The sequence below is a fragment of the Anaerofustis sp. genome, assembly GCF_019420015.1.
GTDB lineage: Bacteria > Bacillota > Clostridia > Eubacteriales > Anaerofustaceae > Anaerofustis.
In genome coordinates, this window is record NZ_JAHZIA010000011.1 from 40,817 (window position 1) to 57,047 (window position 16,231).

The following is a 16,231-nucleotide window of genomic DNA, read 5'->3' on the forward strand; positions in this document are numbered from 1 at the left end:
GTGAATTAAAAAATGCCTAAAACATATTCTTTTTCAGATGTAAATTTAACTTTATCTCATCCATCTTTGGGTCAGTTATCTGTTAATGGCATGGGTCTTGGTTCTGTGCAGGTTAGCATGAGAACAGATAGATCTCAAATTGAAGTGGCGTATGATGGTACTCCAGTTGTTTCAAAGATAAAAGATAGAACCGGTACCTTAGCTTTAAATGTACAACAAACGTCAGAATTAAATACAAATTTAAAAAAATGGTATAATTATTTAGAAAGTGCGGCTACTTCTGAATGGTCTTTAATTAAAGCTGTGTTGACTGATAAAACGACTGGTGTCCAGGATATATTGAACGGGGGAAGTATTGTTAAATTACCAGATAAGGCATACGAAGCAACCGCTGGGCAGATAACTTGGAATTTTTTGTTTGCAGATGTTACGCAAAATACAATTTAGTTTGTTTAATGAGGTATAGAAAGAGGTATAGAAAATGGAAAGAGTAACAGAACAGATTGTTAAATATGAAGATAGAACATTTGTTATTAAAAAAATGTCTCCATTTGAAGGAATCGCTGTTTTAAAAGAAATTTTAACAAAAGCTCTGCCTTTTAATTTACTTTCTTTTTTAAATGATGATTTAAATATTGAATTAGATAAAGTTTTGTCTATTACAAATAAAATGAATAAAAAAGAAATGTCAATTGATGAGTTTGCAGAATTTCAAAAAAGATTGATGAAAAATTGTTATGAAAAATTAAAATCAGGTGATGTAGCTGTGTTGCAATCTAATGGTGATTTTGGTGTGCCCGGTTTAGACAATAATATGCTTTTGGTAGGGTTTTTACTTTTGAAAGTAGTTGAGGTAAATTATAAGGATTTTTTCTTAGAAATCCTCCAAAAATTAAATGTTTTGGAGGAATCTCAGAAAATAATGGATCAAGTGAAGAATGTAACGGCTACAGCTTAGAAGAAAGTATGTATGAATATTATGTTTCCGAAAATATAGATATGATATTATATACACCAGTTTTATCTAAAATGTGGAAACAGCATGAATTGTGGGATGGTACGTATATAATCTCGGATCTGTTTGATATACATGAAGCCATGTCTGTTAAAAATTTAAATGAAAAGTTATTTTTTGAGAAGCAAATGAAAGAAATAGAAAATAAAAATGAAATAAATAATATTTCCAATTCATTTAATTTGAGGTGATTTGATATGGCTTTAAAAGGTGTTATTAAAGAATATTTAGTTTCGCTTGGTTTTAATGTAAATAAAAATTCATTATCAGATGCTTTAGATACTGTAAATTTTGGTACAGATAAAATGGTGTCGATGGTGTCAAAAATGACTTCAAGCCTTGCTAAAGGTACTGTTGGAATTATAACGCTGGTTTCATCTGCTGTAGTTGCTGTTGGTAAATTAATTGTTTCTGTTGCAGATGCTGATATGCAAATGCAAAATGCGGCAAACTCAATGTGGATGAACGTCGACGCTTATAGAGTAACAGAGGATGCGGTTACAAGTCTTGGATATTCAATGAATGAATTATCTACCATTGCGCGTAATCCAGAGCTTACAGCGAGATTTAAAGAATTAGTGTCACTTGGACAACAAACTTCTGCACCAAAAGAATTAGATAGTATGTTGAAAAAAGTTAGAGATGTTACTTTTGAGTTTGATAAAATGAAAGTAATAGCTAAAAATGGAGTTCGTCAAATAGTTTATTATTTTATGAAATATCTCGGTGTAGATATAGATGAAATAAGAGCAAAACTATCTAATTTTAATAAATTTTTACAAGAAAATCTTCCTAAAATTTCTGCTGTAATAGCAAAGGTGTTATATTATATTTATAGGATTGGTAAAGCAATAGCATATGTTGTTAGTTTAGGTGCTAAATTAATTTCTGGTGCATATAATTTTATGAAAAAATTTCCTGCTACTTTTAAAGTGTTTATTGGTGTTATTGGTGCAATTTTATTGACAATAAATCCGATATTGACTATAATATTAGCAGGTCTTTCAGCTATTGTTTTGTTAATAGATGATTATATGACTTGGAAAAGAGGCGGAAAGTCTCTTTTTGGTGATAAGTGGCAAGGAGTTGAAGGATTTTTAAATAAAGCTAAAGGTGTTCTTGAGTGGATTTTTGAGCAAATAGAATGGGCTGTTAATTATATTATAAATAATTTAAAACCATTTTTTTCTTGGTTGTATGATATTTTTTCAGATATGTTTGGTTGGTTAAAAGATATATTTGATTGGTTTGATGAGAAAGTGTTTCCTTATGTAAAAAAAGGTACTGATTTTTTAGGTTTAACTGATTCCGAAGATCCAGAAGGGGTATCTCTTGCGGCACTTGGAAAAGAAGCTATAACAGGCAGAGATCCTTTAAGTAGTTCTTTAGGATTTGTAAAAACTTTAAAAAATATGTTTTTTGATGGTTCTTCTGCTGAAAATATGAGAGTCAGAGCTTTATTGGGTGATAAAGAAGCGGCAAGACAATTAAATGTTAGCTATGAACAAAATGTAAATGTAAAAGGTAGCGTAGATGATAATGCGCTAAGAGAAATAAATAAATATACAAAAAGAGCACTTGAAGCAATGAATATTTCTTCTGTTGTGAGGTAAAAATAAAAATGGCAAATGGTTTACCAATTAAATTACCGTGGCAGGATATAACTGATTCCGAATTGTTGTTAGTAAAAACAAATATAGCAGGATATTTTTTTGATGGATTTTTAGATGTTGCGCATAATGTAAATACTGTTTTAACTTCTCATCAGGTGCAGAAAGGTGCTTCGATAGCAGATCACGCTTATATTGAGCCGATAGAGGTTACTATGACTGTGAAAATGTCTGATGCAATGTCAGGAATGAAGGAAACGCAGTTTCAAGGTATAAGTTACACCAGGTCTACGGCGGCATATAGAATTTTAAGAGAAATACAAAAACAAAGACTTGCTTTTCAGGTACATACGCGTATTGAAACTTATCAGAATATGATGATTACAAATTTATCTGTACAAGATGATTTGTCCAATGTAAATGGTTTAAAGTGTACTGTTACGATGCAAGAATTACTTGTTGCTTCAGAAAAAACGGTAAAAATAAGTAAAAGGGAGCAAACTACAACTACAAATAATTCGGGAACAATTCAAGCTGAATCGTTAAGTGATGAAAGTTTGTTATATATGATTTCTAATTATCTTGGAAGATAAAAAAAGAGGTTTAATTAAAATGGTGAATAATATACCGTTAAAATCTCTTCCTAATCAGTTAGCAAGAGTAGAGGTTACATTTGATGAAAAAAAACATTTTTATTTTTTGAAATTTACATATAGTGAAGTGTGTCAATATTGGTTAATGACTATTATGGATACTTTTCAAAATATAATAATATCAAATATACCACTTGTTACAGGCGGTAGTATTTTAAGTTCTGGAAATATTTTAAAACAATTTGCTTATAAAATGATCGGTAGCATTATGGTTTTAAAATCTTCTAATGTAAATAATGATTATCCAAACGAAAAACAATTGGGTGCAGAATTTAAATTAATTTGGGGTGATACAGAGTATAGATACTATAGCGAAGGAGAGGTAGAAAGTGGCGGTTTCAATTAATTGTATTCCGGTTCAAAATTATTCTGTTTCTTCAAAATTTGGTATGAGAGGAAGTAGTTTTCATTATGGTTTAGATATGCCAGGTGTGAAAGGCAGTAATATATATGCCGCTCAAGGTGGTGTGGTTAAATATTTTGGAAATGATCCGGATGGGTATGGAAATTATATTATTTTAGAGCATCAAAGATATAAGTTTTGCACACTTTATGCACATTTAAGTGCTTTTTCTACTTCTGTAGGTTCATTTGTTACCGCTGGAGACGTGATAGGTAAAATGGGGAGTACTGGAAGGTCTACAGGTTCACATTTACATTTTGAAATTAGAAATGTACCGTATTCTCAGTTTTGGAGTGTTAGTAGAAATACTAATTATATTTTGAATCCTCAGCCTTATTTAGAAAATACGGGTCTTGTTTCTGGCACAGCATTTGGAGGTAGCGGACTTTCGTTACAAGATAATTATGAGTATACTTATGAAAGAGTAATTGTTAATGAAAATAGTATAAGTGAGACGGGAAATTATTTATATGGTCGAAAATATAGAATTATGGTTTTTAGAGAAGACGGTACAGGGTTAGATTTATCGGATTTACATATTGTGTTTGATGTTTCAAAATCTTTAACAAGAGAAGCAAATACAGGTACAGTTACAATTTATAATTTAAATACAGAAACAGAAAATGATTTGATGGTAAATTGTAATAGAGTAACAATAGAAGCTGGTTATGAAGGTTTATTTGGTTTAATATATGATGGGGACGTTATTCAAGGAATAAGAGGCGTAGAAAATGGAGTAGATTATTATTTAACTTTAATTACAATGGATTGTGAAAGGTTTTTAAATAGTGGATTTATAAGTTATACAATGACGCGCGGGATGTCAAAAAGAGATGTGGCAAAAAATATTTGTAATGTTTCGACAAATCCGGTACAATTAAATTCTATTTCATCTTCATTTAATACAGCGAAATATATTAGAGGGAAAGTTGTTTTTGGAAAATCGAGAGATTTTTTAGATCAACTTGCCGCTACATCAAATGCTAATTTTTATACTGATTCTGGAAAAGTAAATTTAGTTAGTTTTAATGATATTTCAGAAAATGAAATAATTCATTTAAATAGCAGTTCGGGTTTAATCGGTAGTCCGCAACAAAACGCTGAGGGTATTTCTTTTCAATGTTTATTAAATCCGAGAATAACTTTATATAGTTTGGTAAATATTCCTAATGATCAAATCGTAGAACAAGAGTATTCAGATGGCAATTCTGTTGTCTATACTTTAGATCAGGATAATTTATATAGAATTATTAAAGTTGAGTTTTCTGGGGATACAAGAGGGCAAAATTGGTATACAAATTGTACAGCCACCAATCAAGCAGGAGCAATCCCGCAAATTATTGCAGAGCTTGTGGGAAATTCAGGATTTACTGATACTACAGGTAACGGAGACACTTATAACATTGAATCATATGGTAACTCTGGTGTTTCTGGTGCAACATCTTTTAAATCTTTTGAATATTGGACGAGTTTAAGTTCTAAATCGTCTATGCAATATAAATATCAGCACGATGGAGGATCTTATACTGATTCTCAGGGTTTTAGAAGAAGAATAGCAGATAGTTATTCAAATACACCATATTACATGGTGGCTATGGGCACATATTATGGCTATACTGGAACAAAGTTAAAAATAACGCTTACAGGTGGAAAAACCTTTTATGCTTTTATTGGAGATTCAAAAGCAGATAGAGATACTGATGCGCTTCATAAATATTGTGTACATGATGGTTCTCAAATAGAGTTTATAGTTGACAAGAATCAATTAAAAAAAGGTAGTCCTAAAGTTGCTAAAACAGGTGATTGTTCCTATGCTGGTTTTACAGGCATGATAAAATCTGTTAAAACTTTATATAAAGTAACGAGGTGATAAAATGTCAGAAAAAAATATAACTTTTGGAGATGTTACAGGAAAATCTTTACTTGGTACAAATGAGTTATCTGGCGGATCGTTGCAAAATTTACAAGAATTAAAAAAGCAAATTTTTTTTGATTTAAGATGTTGTTGTCCAGCAATCATTAAGTCGATAAATTATGACGAAATGACTGTTACCGCACAGCCTGTTATAAAAGAGAATATTAAATTTGCTACGCAAGAAGTAAAATCTTTTCAGTTGCCAGAAATTTTTGATATTCCAATTGTTTATCTGAGTAGCGGTAATGATATTAGTATAACATTCCCGTTAGAAGTAAACGATGAATGTTTGTTATTTTTTTCAGATACTTGTATAGATTCTTGGTGGCAGTCAGGAGGAATACAAGCACAATTTGAAGAAAGAAGACATGATTTATCAGATTGTTTTTGTTTACCTTGTCAAATGTCACAGCCGCGTAAATTAAAAAATGTTAATAGTGATTCTATAAAATTAAACTATAAAGGTACGCAATTTGAAATTAAAGATGATGGAATTTATGTTAATGATATAAATATAAATAATCATAGGCATAATGTAGTAATAGGTGATTCTGTCTATACAACTTCTACTTGGGTTTAGGTAAAAAATATGAAGTATAGAAAAATGGATGTAAATGGGGATTATGTTTTCGGACTGAATGAACAAGGGTTTTTAAAAGATAACGAAGCAGTTGCACAGGCTGTTGTGACTAAAATTAAGTTATTAAAAGGCGAATGGTGGGAAGATGTAAATGAAGGAACGCCGTTTTTTCAGTCTATTTTAGGCATTAATGCTACGTTAGAATCTAAAATTGCGATAGATTTAATAATAAGAGATAGGATTTTACAAGTTGAAAATGTAGAAACTATAGTAACTTTTAAAAGTGAAATAGATAATGTGTCACGTAGTTATATGTTATATTGCGAACTTGAAACTAATTTTGGAGAATTAATTAAAGTTGAAATAGAATTATAAGGGGTAAATAAAAATGGCTTATTTTCCACCTACAATTGATGCGTCAGGATTAATTGTTCCATCTTATCAAGATGTTTTAGATTATTTTATAGAGCAAACTAAAAGTATATATGGTGATGATATATATTTAGCGGAAGATTCGCAAGATTATCAATTTTTATCTACTTTTAGTTTATTATTTTATGATATTTGCCAATGTTTGATATTAGATTATAATTCGCATAATCCAGATACAGCTATAGGAGTAGCTCTTGATAGAGTTGCGTCTTATATGGGGATTAAGAGAAAGTCTGGAATATCAAGTGCCGCACTGTTAACATGTAAAGGTGCACCTGGAACTATTGTTAGTTATGGATCGGCCATTGATGTTAACGGGTATATTTGGCAATTAGAAAAAGAATTTGAAATTCCTGAATCTGGTGAAATAGATGTTACTTCTTCTTGCGTTGATTATGGAGCAATTCAGGCGCCAATTGGTACGATTAATAAAATTAATACACCAACTTCAGGTTGGGAAAGTGTGACTAATAAATATCCGGCTACAATTGGTTCTGATATTGAAACAGATAGTGAATTAAGAGAAAGGCTATTTAAAGCAACTTCAGGATCTGCTTTAACAGTTCTTGATAGTATATTAGCAAATGTAGAAGCTTTAAATAATGTTGTAAGAATTAAAGGATATGAAAATTTTACGTCAGATTATGATGAATTAGGATTGCCACCACATTCTATAGCACTTGTAGTTGAGGGTGGAGATGAAAATGAAATTGCTAATATTATTTTTAATAAAAAAACACCTGGCACTGATACTTTTGGCACAACAAAGGTTAAAATAACAACTTCTTCAGAGCAAGAACTTGAAATTTCTTTTTCAAGGCCAGAATATAAAAATGTTAATGTTTCTGTTACTATTACAAAATTAAGTAATTTTACAGATGCAGTTGAGGCTGATATAAAAAATAATATTGTTCAAGAATTTTCAGAATTATCTATAGGGCAAACATTGTATGCTTCAAATTTATACTATGCCATTTTGTCTGCTTCGGGAGATATTTCTTCACCTTCATTTTTTGTAAATTCAGTATTAGTAGATAATAGTCAAAAAGTAGAAGCTTCAATGTTTCAACTTTTAACTACCGATGTGTCATTAATTACTGTTATTAAAAATGAGGTGTAAAAATGATCTCTGATGTTTTAAATAGTGAAAAATATTTAAATGTTATAACTTCACAACATAGAACAAAAGAAAAATATATAAATTTTGTATCAAATTTATTAAAACCATTGTTTGATGTAGCAGAATGTTTGTTAAATTATGATTATGATTTCGATTTAGATTATGCAGTAGGAAATCAATTGGATATTATTGGAAAAATAGTTGGGGTTGATAGATATGTCGATTTTGTTTTGTCCGATGGTACGAATAAATTAAATGATGATGATTATAGAGTTTTAGTTAAGGCAAAAATAGCGCAGAATCATTGGGATGGAACGAGGGAAAATATTTTTAATATTTGGGATAATTTGTTTCCTAATGTTAGGTTAAATTTAATAGATAATCTTGATATGACATGTTTAGTTTTTGTTAGTGCTGAAAGCATGACACAAAATCAAATTGGTATGTTATATGCAGGATTATTAGTTCCTCGTCCGGCTGGGGTTCAATATAATTACTATTTTGGAGAAGGTGCGATTTTTGCTTTTGATATGGATACAGAAATGTTCAAAGGATGGGATTTAGGAAATTGGGTAGTCTTTTAAAGAAAGGTATTTATAAAGCATTATATTTGTGTTATACTAATAATTAAGTTAGTAAATTCAAAATAAAAATTAGGAAAATGGTAAAAAGTTATAATTGAGCAAAATAAATTTATAGTAGTTAAATTGCGATAGTAGTCAATTATCATTTGGCTACTATTTTTTATTTGCTTGTAATCTGTAAAATATTTCTGAGAGGTGAAATAAATGGGAGTGAAAGTATATAGTTTAAAAAAAGATGGAGAAAATAGTATTACAAAAAATTTTAAAGTAAAAGAATTTAGATGCAGAGATGGTAGTGATGAGATACTTATTTCTATTGATACTGTGAAAATTTTACAAGAATTAAGAGATTATTTTAAAAAACCTATAAATATTAATTCAGCTTATAGGACACCTCAGTATAATAAAAAAGTTGGTGGTGCTTCTAATTCGCAACATGTAAAAGGTACTGCTTGTGATATAAATGTACAAGGTGTAACACCGGATGCTGTAGCATCTTATGTGGAAATGTTTTATCCAAACACTGGGTGTGGGCTGTATGCTACCTTTGTTCATGTTGATACGAGAGGGTATAAAGTAAGGTGGAAAAATACAGGTTCAAATGTGGTAAGCGGTTTCGGCCTTGGTAAGTTATATGAAAAGTATAAAGGGGAAGAAGAAAAGGAGGAAGAAATGACACAACAAGAGTTTAATAAAATGATGGATATATATTTTGATGATTTAGCTAAAAAAAATCCTAATAGTTGGTCTGCGCCTTATCGTGAGTGGGCGGAGAAAAATGGTATAATAAATGGAGATCCTGATGGTAACAAACGGTATATGTCTCATGTGACGAGAGAAGAAGCGGTAAAAATGATAAAAGAGGCAATTGATTTGGTAAAATAAAAAAAAGAAACGAGGGGTATTGAATTGCAAGATCATGAGGCTTTTATTTTATTTAAACAAAAAGTAAATTTAGTTATAGAAAATTTAGAAAATAAAATTGAAGATACTAATAAACAAGTAGATTTGATTAAAAATAAAATAGAAGACTCAGAGCATGCTTTAATTGAATTGCAAAACGAATTAAAGTTTATAGATTTTGAGATTAAAAAAATAGATGATTCAGTTGCAAGAATGAATAAAAATATAGATAAAAAAGAAAAAAATATAAATAGTAGTAATGGGGAGATAGATAAATTAAATGTTAAAGTAGATAAGATGTTGAGTGAACCTATTGTTAACTATAAGAATAGAAAAGAGGTTGTTATAAATACAGTAATAACAATTGTTGTTTCTACTTTGGTTACTGCAATTTTAACTAAATTAGTATAAATTTATTTTGCATTTTATTTTTTAAAATGCGAGGTAAAAAATGATTGAAACAAGTTTTGCGAGAAGATTAAATAGATTGAATAAAAATTCCACTAAGATTTTAATAAACGAAGTTGGTTTGAATAAAGATTATAAGAATGTTTTATATAAGAAATACGTGGAAGAAAAATCTTTAGTTGAAATAGCTAATGAATTAGGTTATACGAAAGAAACGGTAAATAATTTAATTTCTAAATCAAGAAAAGTTTTAGAAGAAATTTTGTTAGAACAATATGAATTGTTACCAAAAGAAGTGCAAATGATAGCTGATTATATTTATGAATTATAATATTGTTTAAAACTAAATAATATGTGATTATTAAAACCTCTTTTCCGTTTGTTAAAATAAAAATATACAAACGGAAAGGGGGTTTTTATTTGGCTAATTATCCTAATTACTATATGGGAAATCCATATATGACTAATCCTATGATAAATCAGCAAAACAGATTGCAGTCGATGGAAAATCAGTTTTATGGTAGTCAACAACAAATTCAACAAAATAATAATTTGATATTGAAAGGTAGACCTGTAACAAGTTTTGATGAAGCAAAAGCAAGTATGATAGATCTTGACGGATCTGTTTTTATTTTTCCTGATTATGCAAGTGGAAAAATTTATACTAAACAAATTAATATGGATGGTACAGCTTCCATAAGAACATATGAGCTGGTAAATCCTATGAATGTTCAACAAAATGTACAAAATTCTGGTGAAGTTGAAAATGAATTAAAAAATAAAATAAATTTACTTGAAAATAAAATAACAAAACTTGAAAGTGAGGTAAATAGTTATGTTCAATCCATTACAGGTTTTATCCCAGCTATCAAAAGTTCAGAATCCACAAGCAATGATGTTGCAAATGTTTCAGGGAAATCCAGCAATGGAAAGAGCTATGGAAATGACTAATGGTAAAAGTGAAGAGGAAATCAAACAAGTAGTTATGAATCTAAGCAAGCAAGTTGGTGTAGATTTTGATAGTCTTTTGGATATGGTAAAAAATATGGGGTTAAAAATTTGATTAAATTGCAATTTAATATAATAAATTATTTCTTTTTCTTTTTAGGAGGTATAAAATGGCAGGAGAAATGATGGGAGCTACACCTGTTTATGATGTTTGCGGTAGTAATGGTAATTTAGGTGGCGGTACTTGGACTTGGGTATTTTTACTTTTCATTCTTTTAGCTTGGGGTGGAAATGGCTTTGGTTTTGGAGGTCGTAATGATAACACGGCTTACCAGGCAGGTCTTACAAGAGCAGAGCTTTACGATGGCCTTAATTTTAATCAAATTGAAAATGGTATAAGAGGCATCCAGAATGGACTTTGTGATGGTTTTTATGCTCAGAATACCACAATGCTCCAGGGATTTAGCGGTATTCAAAGAGATTTATGCCAGGGATTTAATAATGTAAATGCCGGAATATCAAATCTTGGTTATCAAATGCAAAATTGTTGCTGTGAAACAAATAGAAATATTGATGCAGTTCGTTATGAAGCGGCGAAAAATACTTGTGATATAACAACTGCGATTCATGCCGAAGGAGAAGCAACAAGAGCTTTAATTAATGCTAATACAATGCAGGATCTTAGAGATAGACTTGAAGCAAGAGACAGAGATCTTATGACAGCAAACTTCCAGCTTTCTCAACAGGCACAGTCTGCTAATTTAATTAATGAGCTTAGACCTATAAGCAGACCGGCTTACATTACTTGCAGTCCATACGAATCTGCAAATGATAGATTATTTAATTCTTGTGGTTGCGGTTGTGGTTGCTAAAAAATAAAATAGTTATGTATAATTACATTGTTTGATTTTTAGGCGGATAATGTAATGTTATCCGTCTTTTTTAATAAAAGGAGGAAATAAAATGACTTGTGATAAAAGGTATCAAAAAAGTGCTTTAAATGCTTATACAAGAGCCGAGCAGACTGTAAATGCTCAAAGTGTAGTTGTTTTTAATAACAATGCACCATTTACAGGATGTTCTATATCTCATGCGGCAGGTGGAGGTACAATATCGTTAAATAAACCAGGAATTTATTTAGTTGAGTTTAATGCAGATGCATCTACTGTTGCAACAGCAGGTGGTTCAATTTCTATGCAACTTACAAATAATGGAGTTTTAGTACCATCTGCTGAAGCTACAGCTACTACTACAGTTAATACAGCAGTTGTTAATTTAAAATTTGCAACAATTGTACAAGTTTTAAATTCTTGTAATTGTGTAAATAATGATGTAGATTTGACAATAATTAATAATGGTGTGCAAGCAAATTTGACTAATGCAAATGTAGTAGTTGTTAAGTTGGCATAATGAAAAATAATGCATTAGAAGTTTTTGATATTCTTGCTTTGTTTTCTATAACTACAAGTTTATATAACATGAGTTTAAATGAAGGTCATGCTGAGGAACAGGAGAGAAATGAAGCGAGATTGGAAAGAATTGAAGAAAAAATTGATAGATTGTTAAATAAAAATGAGGTGTCTTAATGGGGATGAGGTATTATAATCTTACAAAACAAAATGAAGTTAAAAGTAACCCCTCTTTAAAACCTGTTGAAATTAAAGAAGAAAAGGAATATAATAATATAGAAGAAGAAAATGAATGGGGTGAAGGAGAAGAGGAAAATAGAATGTTAAATAAAAATGAAATGAATGATAAATCTCCGGTAGAGCAATTGATGAAAGCGATTGAAGTTTTTACAGTAGGTTATGCTTTTCATGAAAATGCAAGTTTAGATTCTCACAAATTAGGTTTGCAAGGTTTTAAAAGATTACATAGATATTTTTCAAGAAAAGATAATGAAGTGAAAATGAAGTTAGAGCATTATTGTATTGACATGTTTGGTGAAAAGGTAACGCCTGAATGGAAAGACATGAAGGAATTAAAAACGTCTCATACAGTAAAAGAAATGCTTGAATCATATTTAGAACATGAAAATGAAAAATATGCTTTAATAGCAGAAACAGCAAATATACTTACAATGAATGAGTTCTTGCATGAATCACATATACTAAGAAAAGAATTAGAACCTGTTACAAGAGAAATAATAAAGTGCAAAAGGTATATACAAGATTTTGAAAATAGTGATTGGAGCTGGCATCATATTAGATATATTGATAATATGCTCCATACAAAATATAAAGAAAAAGAATGTGAAGAATTTAGTTATAAAGATTAAATTAATATAAAAATTTATTTTAAAGCAGAGATTTTTTTCTCTGCTTTTCTTTATAAAATGTATTTACATTTATATAAAAGTGTGCTATTATAATTATAGAAAGAGAGAGAAAAGACACAATCATTAAAAAATTAAATGATGTTGGTATTGAGTATGTTTGGTAGTTATTGTGAAAAGAAATAGATAAGTGAGGTAGAAAAATGAAATTAATGACTAAAGCGATTGAGAAAAAGTTTAAAAAATATCCTTTGTATTCTCAGGAAACGAAAGGGTTGGATGCAGAAGTTGTGGTTAAATTTTTTAATCCATGTGGTTCTGCTACAATTTTAGTAACAGAAGGAGAAAAGCAGGAACAGGAAAATGATTGGTTGTTTTTTGGATATATAAAAACTGACTATGAGTATGAATGGGGTTATATTCGTTTAAGCGATTTTGAAAATATTAAACTTCCTTTTGGTTTAAAGTTTGAAAGGGATATATATTCTGAGGGTACAGTTAGAGAATTGATGTAAAAAGTTACACTTTACAAAGAATTATGTTTGTGTTATAATGTGATTATAGTTGAATGATTGTTAGGCATATAAATTTAGAGTGTGTACAATAACAAAGTGTATGATTTATATGCCTAATTATGGCATTTTTTATTTTAGGAGGAAATAAAATGATAAAACATAATAGTTATCTTGATTCGTTAAAATTAGGTGATCTTGTTGCGTTTAAGTTGTATTATAAAAATGCAAAAATGTATTCAGGAAAAATTGTAGCTATGGGGAATACGCGGGTTGAAGTTCAGACGAAAAACGGAAAAAGATTTTTTATTGAAAAAAACGATATTCAATGGGTAAATACAAACGGTAAATGGCCCAGATTCGTTATGAACGCGTTTAAAGGAATTGATGTTGAATCTGATGTTTTAGAAGAGAATGATGAAAAAGATATATCTGAAGGAGTAGAAGAGGTGCAAGAGATTTTTCTTGATGATGTAGAAGAAAAAGAATCGTGGGATTAAGATGGATGATAAATTATTAAAAAAATGTAAAGAAGTAGCATTTTTAAATCATCAAATAAAATCATATCAATTACAATTAGATGAATTAAAAAAAGAAGTTATTGCATTATTGAAAAAAGAAAAAATAGATAATATAAATATTAGTTTGATTGAAGGTGAAACGGAAAAAGAAAAAATTATTTGTAATATCAAAGTAATAAAAAGAACAAGTGTAGATTTTGATATTAAAAAATTAAAGTCAAGATTGAGTAAAAAAGTAAGAAGCAAGATAATTGAAAGAAAAGTTGAAATATCAGATTATTCAGGTTTTTCTGATTTTATGAAACAGAATAATATTACTTTTTCTCAAATTAAATGTTATTTAAATATTATTGATAAAGTAAATATGAAGAATCTTGATAATTTATTTAAACGTGATGAAATAAATTTAAATGAAATAAATGATTGTTATAAAATTATAAAAAGTAATTATTTAAAGATAACAGAGTTAAAAGATGAGTAATTTATTAAAAGTATTAGAGTATTTTAAAATTGAATATGATGAAAAAATACTTTGTCCGTTCCATGGTGACGTAAATCCAAGTCTTCAAATTAATTTGGATGAAGATTTTTGGTATTGCTATGGTTGTCAAAAAGGCGGCGATGCTTTTAGATTTTTTAAAGAAATGAAAATGTTAGATGATAATTGTAATGAAAATGATTTACAGTTAATGTCTAAATATAATCGTATAATAAAAGGAGAAAAAAATAAATCAGAAGTAAAAGAAATAAAAAATGTAAAAAAGAAAAATAGTTCTTATTATCGTCAACAATTAATTGAAGCTAAAGATTATTATAATGGACTTTCTAAAGTAGATTGGATATTTGAGGATAATGAAGCTGTAGATTATATGAGTTATAGAGGTTTTAATATGACTACTTTAAATAAGTTTGGAGCTAAGATAACCTATAATGAAAATTATCCTATTATTTTTCCGATCAAAGATAATAAAAAATTTAAAGGCTGGGTTTGTAGAACATTTGACCCCTATATTGCTAATAAGCGAAAATATTTATATAATCAAGGTTTTCGTCGTAAAACGACTTTGGCAGGCGATTATAAAAATACAAAAACAGTAATGCTTGTCGAGGGATATTTTGATATGTTAAAAGCAAAACAATTAGGGGTAAAAAATGTAGTTGCAATTTTAGGCTGGAAAATAACTGATAATCAGATTTTAAAATTAAAATCAGAGGGAGTAAAAAATATAATATCAGCTTTAGATAATGATGTTTATGGTAAAAGAGGGACAAAATATTTAAAAAATTTTTTTAATGTAGAAATTTTCCCATATCAAAAAGATGTAAAAGATATGGGGGATATGGATAGAAAAAAAATGAATTTAGCTAAAATTAAATTAAAAAGGAGAATGAACCATGGGGATCATCGAAAGTATTAAATCTAATGTTGCTAAAAGTGGATCTAATAAAGATAAAATTTTATTTGTTAGATCAAATTCAAAAGTTAGAGTTAGATTTTTACAAGAAATGGATAAAGGTTTTGAGTTTACTTTCCATGACAGTTATAAAGCGGGAATAAATACTATTTGCCAAGAAGAGCTTGGGAAAAATTGTCCATTATGTGGTGATGAAGAGTTAAGAACAAGAACACAGTATGCGTGGTCTGTTTATAATTATGATACTAAAAAAGTAGAAATTATGTTATTTGCAGTTAATAATTGCACACCGGTTTCACTGCTTTTATCAATGTATGAAAATTATGGTACAATTTTGGATAGAGATTATGTTTTATCAAAAACAGGACAGCAACAGAATACTTCTTATTCTGTTATTCCTCAGGATAAGCAGAGATTTAGGAATACAAAAGTTAAGCCTTATACAAAATCTGCTGTGCTAAAAATATTAGATAAAGCTTTTCCATTATCAGATGAATACGCAGAAGGTTATGATATAGATAACGTTTCTGTCGATGAAGAAGAAGATGAAATTGAAGAAAGAAAGCCGAGAAAGAAAACAAAAAAGAATTTTAAGACATTGAATGATCCGATGCCTGGCGTCGATGAAGAAGAAGATGAAATTGAAGAAGAAGAGGAAGAAAAGCCTAAAAAAAGAAAAAAGTCAAATATTAAATATATAACAGAAGATGAAATTGAAGAATATTTAGATGAGTATGATATTGATGAAGATGATTTTTTAGAATATTTAGAGTTAGATAATATTAAAAAGATTAAAAGAACAAAGAAAGCATTTTTAAGTGATATTGAAGAATATCTTGAGTTTATAGAAGAAGAGGAATGATTTATATGTGAGCCATATTATAACAAATGAATATTAATAGTTTGTTATAATATGGCTTTTATATTTGAGGTGTAA

Annotated in this window: 24 protein-coding genes; all 24 read left to right on the forward strand. The window is 29.2% G+C overall.

Annotation, left to right across the window (positions count from 1 at the left end):
• Positions 1 to 12 precede the first annotated feature (12 nt).
• The 24 genes from QZ357_RS03640 (at position 13) to QZ357_RS03755 (ending at position 16,156) form a co-directional block, all read left to right on the forward strand.
• Complete coding sequence (locus QZ357_RS03640) at positions 13 to 447, forward strand: phage protein (protein WP_290771890.1); 435 nt, start codon at positions 13 to 15, stop codon at positions 445 to 447.
• A 34-nt stretch (positions 448 to 481) separates the two neighbouring features.
• On the forward strand, positions 482 to 958 hold the full coding sequence (locus QZ357_RS03645) for a phage tail assembly chaperone (protein WP_290771892.1): 477 nt from the start codon (positions 482 to 484) through the stop codon (positions 956 to 958).
• 8 nt (positions 959 to 966) lie between these two features.
• Positions 967 to 1,206 carry a hypothetical protein gene (locus QZ357_RS03650; protein WP_290771894.1) on the forward strand — a complete coding sequence of 80 codons (240 nt, stop codon included), beginning with the start codon at positions 967 to 969 and terminating at the stop codon, positions 1,204 to 1,206.
• Positions 1,207 to 1,212: 6 nt separating this feature from the next.
• Positions 1,213 to 2,628: a hypothetical protein gene (locus QZ357_RS03655; RefSeq protein WP_290771896.1), complete on the forward strand. Its 1,416-nt coding sequence runs from the start codon at positions 1,213 to 1,215 to the stop codon at positions 2,626 to 2,628.
• An 8-nt stretch (positions 2,629 to 2,636) separates the two neighbouring features.
• On the forward strand, positions 2,637 to 3,218 hold the full coding sequence (locus tag QZ357_RS03660) for a phage baseplate protein (protein WP_290771898.1): 582 nt from the start codon (positions 2,637 to 2,639) through the stop codon (positions 3,216 to 3,218).
• Positions 3,219 to 3,237: 19 nt separating this feature from the next.
• On the forward strand, positions 3,238 to 3,624 hold the full coding sequence (locus QZ357_RS03665; protein WP_290771901.1) for a hypothetical protein: 387 nt from the start codon (positions 3,238 to 3,240) through the stop codon (positions 3,622 to 3,624).
• Positions 3,608 to 5,551: a M23 family metallopeptidase gene (locus QZ357_RS03670; RefSeq protein WP_290771904.1), complete on the forward strand. Its 1,944-nt coding sequence runs from the start codon at positions 3,608 to 3,610 to the stop codon at positions 5,549 to 5,551. The genes QZ357_RS03665 and QZ357_RS03670 overlap by 17 nt, the downstream gene beginning before the upstream one ends.
• A gap of 4 nt (positions 5,552 to 5,555) precedes the next feature.
• Positions 5,556 to 6,176, forward strand: coding sequence for a Gp138 family membrane-puncturing spike protein (locus QZ357_RS03675; RefSeq protein ID WP_290771907.1), 621 nt, complete (start codon positions 5,556 to 5,558; stop codon positions 6,174 to 6,176).
• Positions 6,177 to 6,185: 9 nt separating this feature from the next.
• The gene (locus tag QZ357_RS03680) at positions 6,186 to 6,551 is read left to right on the forward strand and encodes a hypothetical protein (RefSeq protein ID WP_290771910.1); all 366 of its coding nucleotides are present in this window, start codon (positions 6,186 to 6,188) and stop codon (positions 6,549 to 6,551) included.
• 13 nt (positions 6,552 to 6,564) lie between these two features.
• Positions 6,565 to 7,728 (forward strand): baseplate J/gp47 family protein, encoded by a 1,164-nt coding sequence (locus tag QZ357_RS03685; RefSeq protein ID WP_290771913.1) that lies wholly within the window; start codon positions 6,565 to 6,567, stop codon positions 7,726 to 7,728.
• Positions 7,729 to 7,730: 2 nt separating this feature from the next.
• Entirely contained in the window at positions 7,731 to 8,312 is a 582-nt protein-coding gene (locus tag QZ357_RS03690; protein ID WP_290771915.1) for a DUF2612 domain-containing protein, read from the forward strand.
• Positions 8,313 to 8,516: 204 nt separating this feature from the next.
• Complete coding sequence (locus QZ357_RS03695; RefSeq protein WP_290771918.1) at positions 8,517 to 9,197, forward strand: D-Ala-D-Ala carboxypeptidase family metallohydrolase; 681 nt, start codon at positions 8,517 to 8,519, stop codon at positions 9,195 to 9,197.
• A gap of 24 nt (positions 9,198 to 9,221) precedes the next feature.
• Positions 9,222 to 9,626, forward strand: coding sequence for a hypothetical protein (locus QZ357_RS03700; RefSeq protein ID WP_290771921.1), 405 nt, complete (start codon positions 9,222 to 9,224; stop codon positions 9,624 to 9,626).
• A gap of 40 nt (positions 9,627 to 9,666) precedes the next feature.
• A complete protein-coding gene (locus QZ357_RS03705) occupies positions 9,667 to 9,954 on the forward strand; it encodes a sigma factor-like helix-turn-helix DNA-binding protein (protein ID WP_290771923.1) in 288 nt (95 codons plus the stop codon).
• Between the two features lie 89 nt (positions 9,955 to 10,043).
• Entirely contained in the window at positions 10,044 to 10,574 is a 531-nt protein-coding gene (locus QZ357_RS03710) for a hypothetical protein (RefSeq protein WP_290771926.1), read from the forward strand.
• Between the two features lie 167 nt (positions 10,575 to 10,741).
• Positions 10,742 to 11,443 (forward strand): hypothetical protein, encoded by a 702-nt coding sequence (locus QZ357_RS03715; RefSeq protein ID WP_290771929.1) that lies wholly within the window; start codon positions 10,742 to 10,744, stop codon positions 11,441 to 11,443.
• 91 nt (positions 11,444 to 11,534) lie between these two features.
• Complete coding sequence (locus QZ357_RS03720) at positions 11,535 to 11,981, forward strand: hypothetical protein (RefSeq protein ID WP_290771932.1); 447 nt, start codon at positions 11,535 to 11,537, stop codon at positions 11,979 to 11,981.
• Positions 11,981 to 12,157 (forward strand): hypothetical protein, encoded by a 177-nt coding sequence (locus QZ357_RS03725; RefSeq protein WP_290771935.1) that lies wholly within the window; start codon positions 11,981 to 11,983, stop codon positions 12,155 to 12,157. Before QZ357_RS03720 ends, QZ357_RS03725 begins: the two co-directional genes overlap by 1 nt.
• 5 nt (positions 12,158 to 12,162) lie before the next feature.
• On the forward strand, positions 12,163 to 12,849 hold the full coding sequence (locus QZ357_RS03730; RefSeq protein WP_290771938.1) for a hypothetical protein: 687 nt from the start codon (positions 12,163 to 12,165) through the stop codon (positions 12,847 to 12,849).
• Positions 12,850 to 13,049: 200 nt separating this feature from the next.
• Positions 13,050 to 13,361 (forward strand): DUF2958 domain-containing protein, encoded by a 312-nt coding sequence (locus QZ357_RS03735; RefSeq protein ID WP_290771941.1) that lies wholly within the window; start codon positions 13,050 to 13,052, stop codon positions 13,359 to 13,361.
• Between the two features lie 149 nt (positions 13,362 to 13,510).
• A complete protein-coding gene (locus QZ357_RS03740) occupies positions 13,511 to 13,858 on the forward strand; it encodes a hypothetical protein (RefSeq protein ID WP_290771944.1) in 348 nt (115 codons plus the stop codon).
• Position 13,859: 1 nt separating this feature from the next.
• Positions 13,860 to 14,360 (forward strand): hypothetical protein, encoded by a 501-nt coding sequence (locus tag QZ357_RS03745; RefSeq protein ID WP_290771946.1) that lies wholly within the window; start codon positions 13,860 to 13,862, stop codon positions 14,358 to 14,360.
• Complete coding sequence (locus QZ357_RS03750) at positions 14,353 to 15,297, forward strand: CHC2 zinc finger domain-containing protein (protein WP_290771949.1); 945 nt, start codon at positions 14,353 to 14,355, stop codon at positions 15,295 to 15,297. Before QZ357_RS03745 ends, QZ357_RS03750 begins: the two co-directional genes overlap by 8 nt.
• Positions 15,275 to 16,156 (forward strand): hypothetical protein, encoded by an 882-nt coding sequence (locus QZ357_RS03755; RefSeq protein WP_290771951.1) that lies wholly within the window; start codon positions 15,275 to 15,277, stop codon positions 16,154 to 16,156. Before QZ357_RS03750 ends, QZ357_RS03755 begins: the two co-directional genes overlap by 23 nt.
• Positions 16,157 to 16,231: the final 75 nt, after the last annotated feature.

Coding starts and splice junctions, on each gene's coding strand:
- QZ357_RS03725 (WP_290771935.1), top strand. CDS start 11,981: ATGAAAAATAATGCATTAGAAGTTTTTGATATTCTTGCTTTGTTTTCT.
- QZ357_RS03660 (WP_290771898.1), top strand. CDS start 2,637: ATGGCAAATGGTTTACCAATTAAATTACCGTGGCAGGATATAACTGAT.
- QZ357_RS03680 (WP_290771910.1), top strand. CDS start 6,186: ATGAAGTATAGAAAAATGGATGTAAATGGGGATTATGTTTTCGGACTG.
- QZ357_RS03705 (WP_290771923.1), top strand. CDS start 9,667: ATGATTGAAACAAGTTTTGCGAGAAGATTAAATAGATTGAATAAAAAT.
- QZ357_RS03730 (WP_290771938.1), top strand. CDS start 12,163: ATGAGGTATTATAATCTTACAAAACAAAATGAAGTTAAAAGTAACCCC.
- QZ357_RS03665 (WP_290771901.1), top strand. CDS start 3,238: ATGGTGAATAATATACCGTTAAAATCTCTTCCTAATCAGTTAGCAAGA.
- QZ357_RS03740 (WP_290771944.1), top strand. CDS start 13,511: ATGATAAAACATAATAGTTATCTTGATTCGTTAAAATTAGGTGATCTT.
- QZ357_RS03755 (WP_290771951.1), top strand. CDS start 15,275: ATGGGGATCATCGAAAGTATTAAATCTAATGTTGCTAAAAGTGGATCT.
- QZ357_RS03675 (WP_290771907.1), top strand. CDS start 5,556: ATGTCAGAAAAAAATATAACTTTTGGAGATGTTACAGGAAAATCTTTA.
- QZ357_RS03715 (WP_290771929.1), top strand. CDS start 10,742: ATGGCAGGAGAAATGATGGGAGCTACACCTGTTTATGATGTTTGCGGT.
- QZ357_RS03640 (WP_290771890.1), top strand. CDS start 13: ATGCCTAAAACATATTCTTTTTCAGATGTAAATTTAACTTTATCTCAT.
- QZ357_RS03720 (WP_290771932.1), top strand. CDS start 11,535: ATGACTTGTGATAAAAGGTATCAAAAAAGTGCTTTAAATGCTTATACA.
- QZ357_RS03750 (WP_290771949.1), top strand. CDS start 14,353: ATGAGTAATTTATTAAAAGTATTAGAGTATTTTAAAATTGAATATGAT.
- QZ357_RS03685 (WP_290771913.1), top strand. CDS start 6,565: ATGGCTTATTTTCCACCTACAATTGATGCGTCAGGATTAATTGTTCCA.
- QZ357_RS03695 (WP_290771918.1), top strand. CDS start 8,517: ATGGGAGTGAAAGTATATAGTTTAAAAAAAGATGGAGAAAATAGTATT.
- QZ357_RS03745 (WP_290771946.1), top strand. CDS start 13,860: ATGGATGATAAATTATTAAAAAAATGTAAAGAAGTAGCATTTTTAAAT.
- QZ357_RS03655 (WP_290771896.1), top strand. CDS start 1,213: ATGGCTTTAAAAGGTGTTATTAAAGAATATTTAGTTTCGCTTGGTTTT.
- QZ357_RS03690 (WP_290771915.1), top strand. CDS start 7,731: ATGATCTCTGATGTTTTAAATAGTGAAAAATATTTAAATGTTATAACT.
- QZ357_RS03735 (WP_290771941.1), top strand. CDS start 13,050: ATGAAATTAATGACTAAAGCGATTGAGAAAAAGTTTAAAAAATATCCT.
- QZ357_RS03650 (WP_290771894.1), top strand. CDS start 967: ATGTATGAATATTATGTTTCCGAAAATATAGATATGATATTATATACA.
- QZ357_RS03645 (WP_290771892.1), top strand. CDS start 482: ATGGAAAGAGTAACAGAACAGATTGTTAAATATGAAGATAGAACATTT.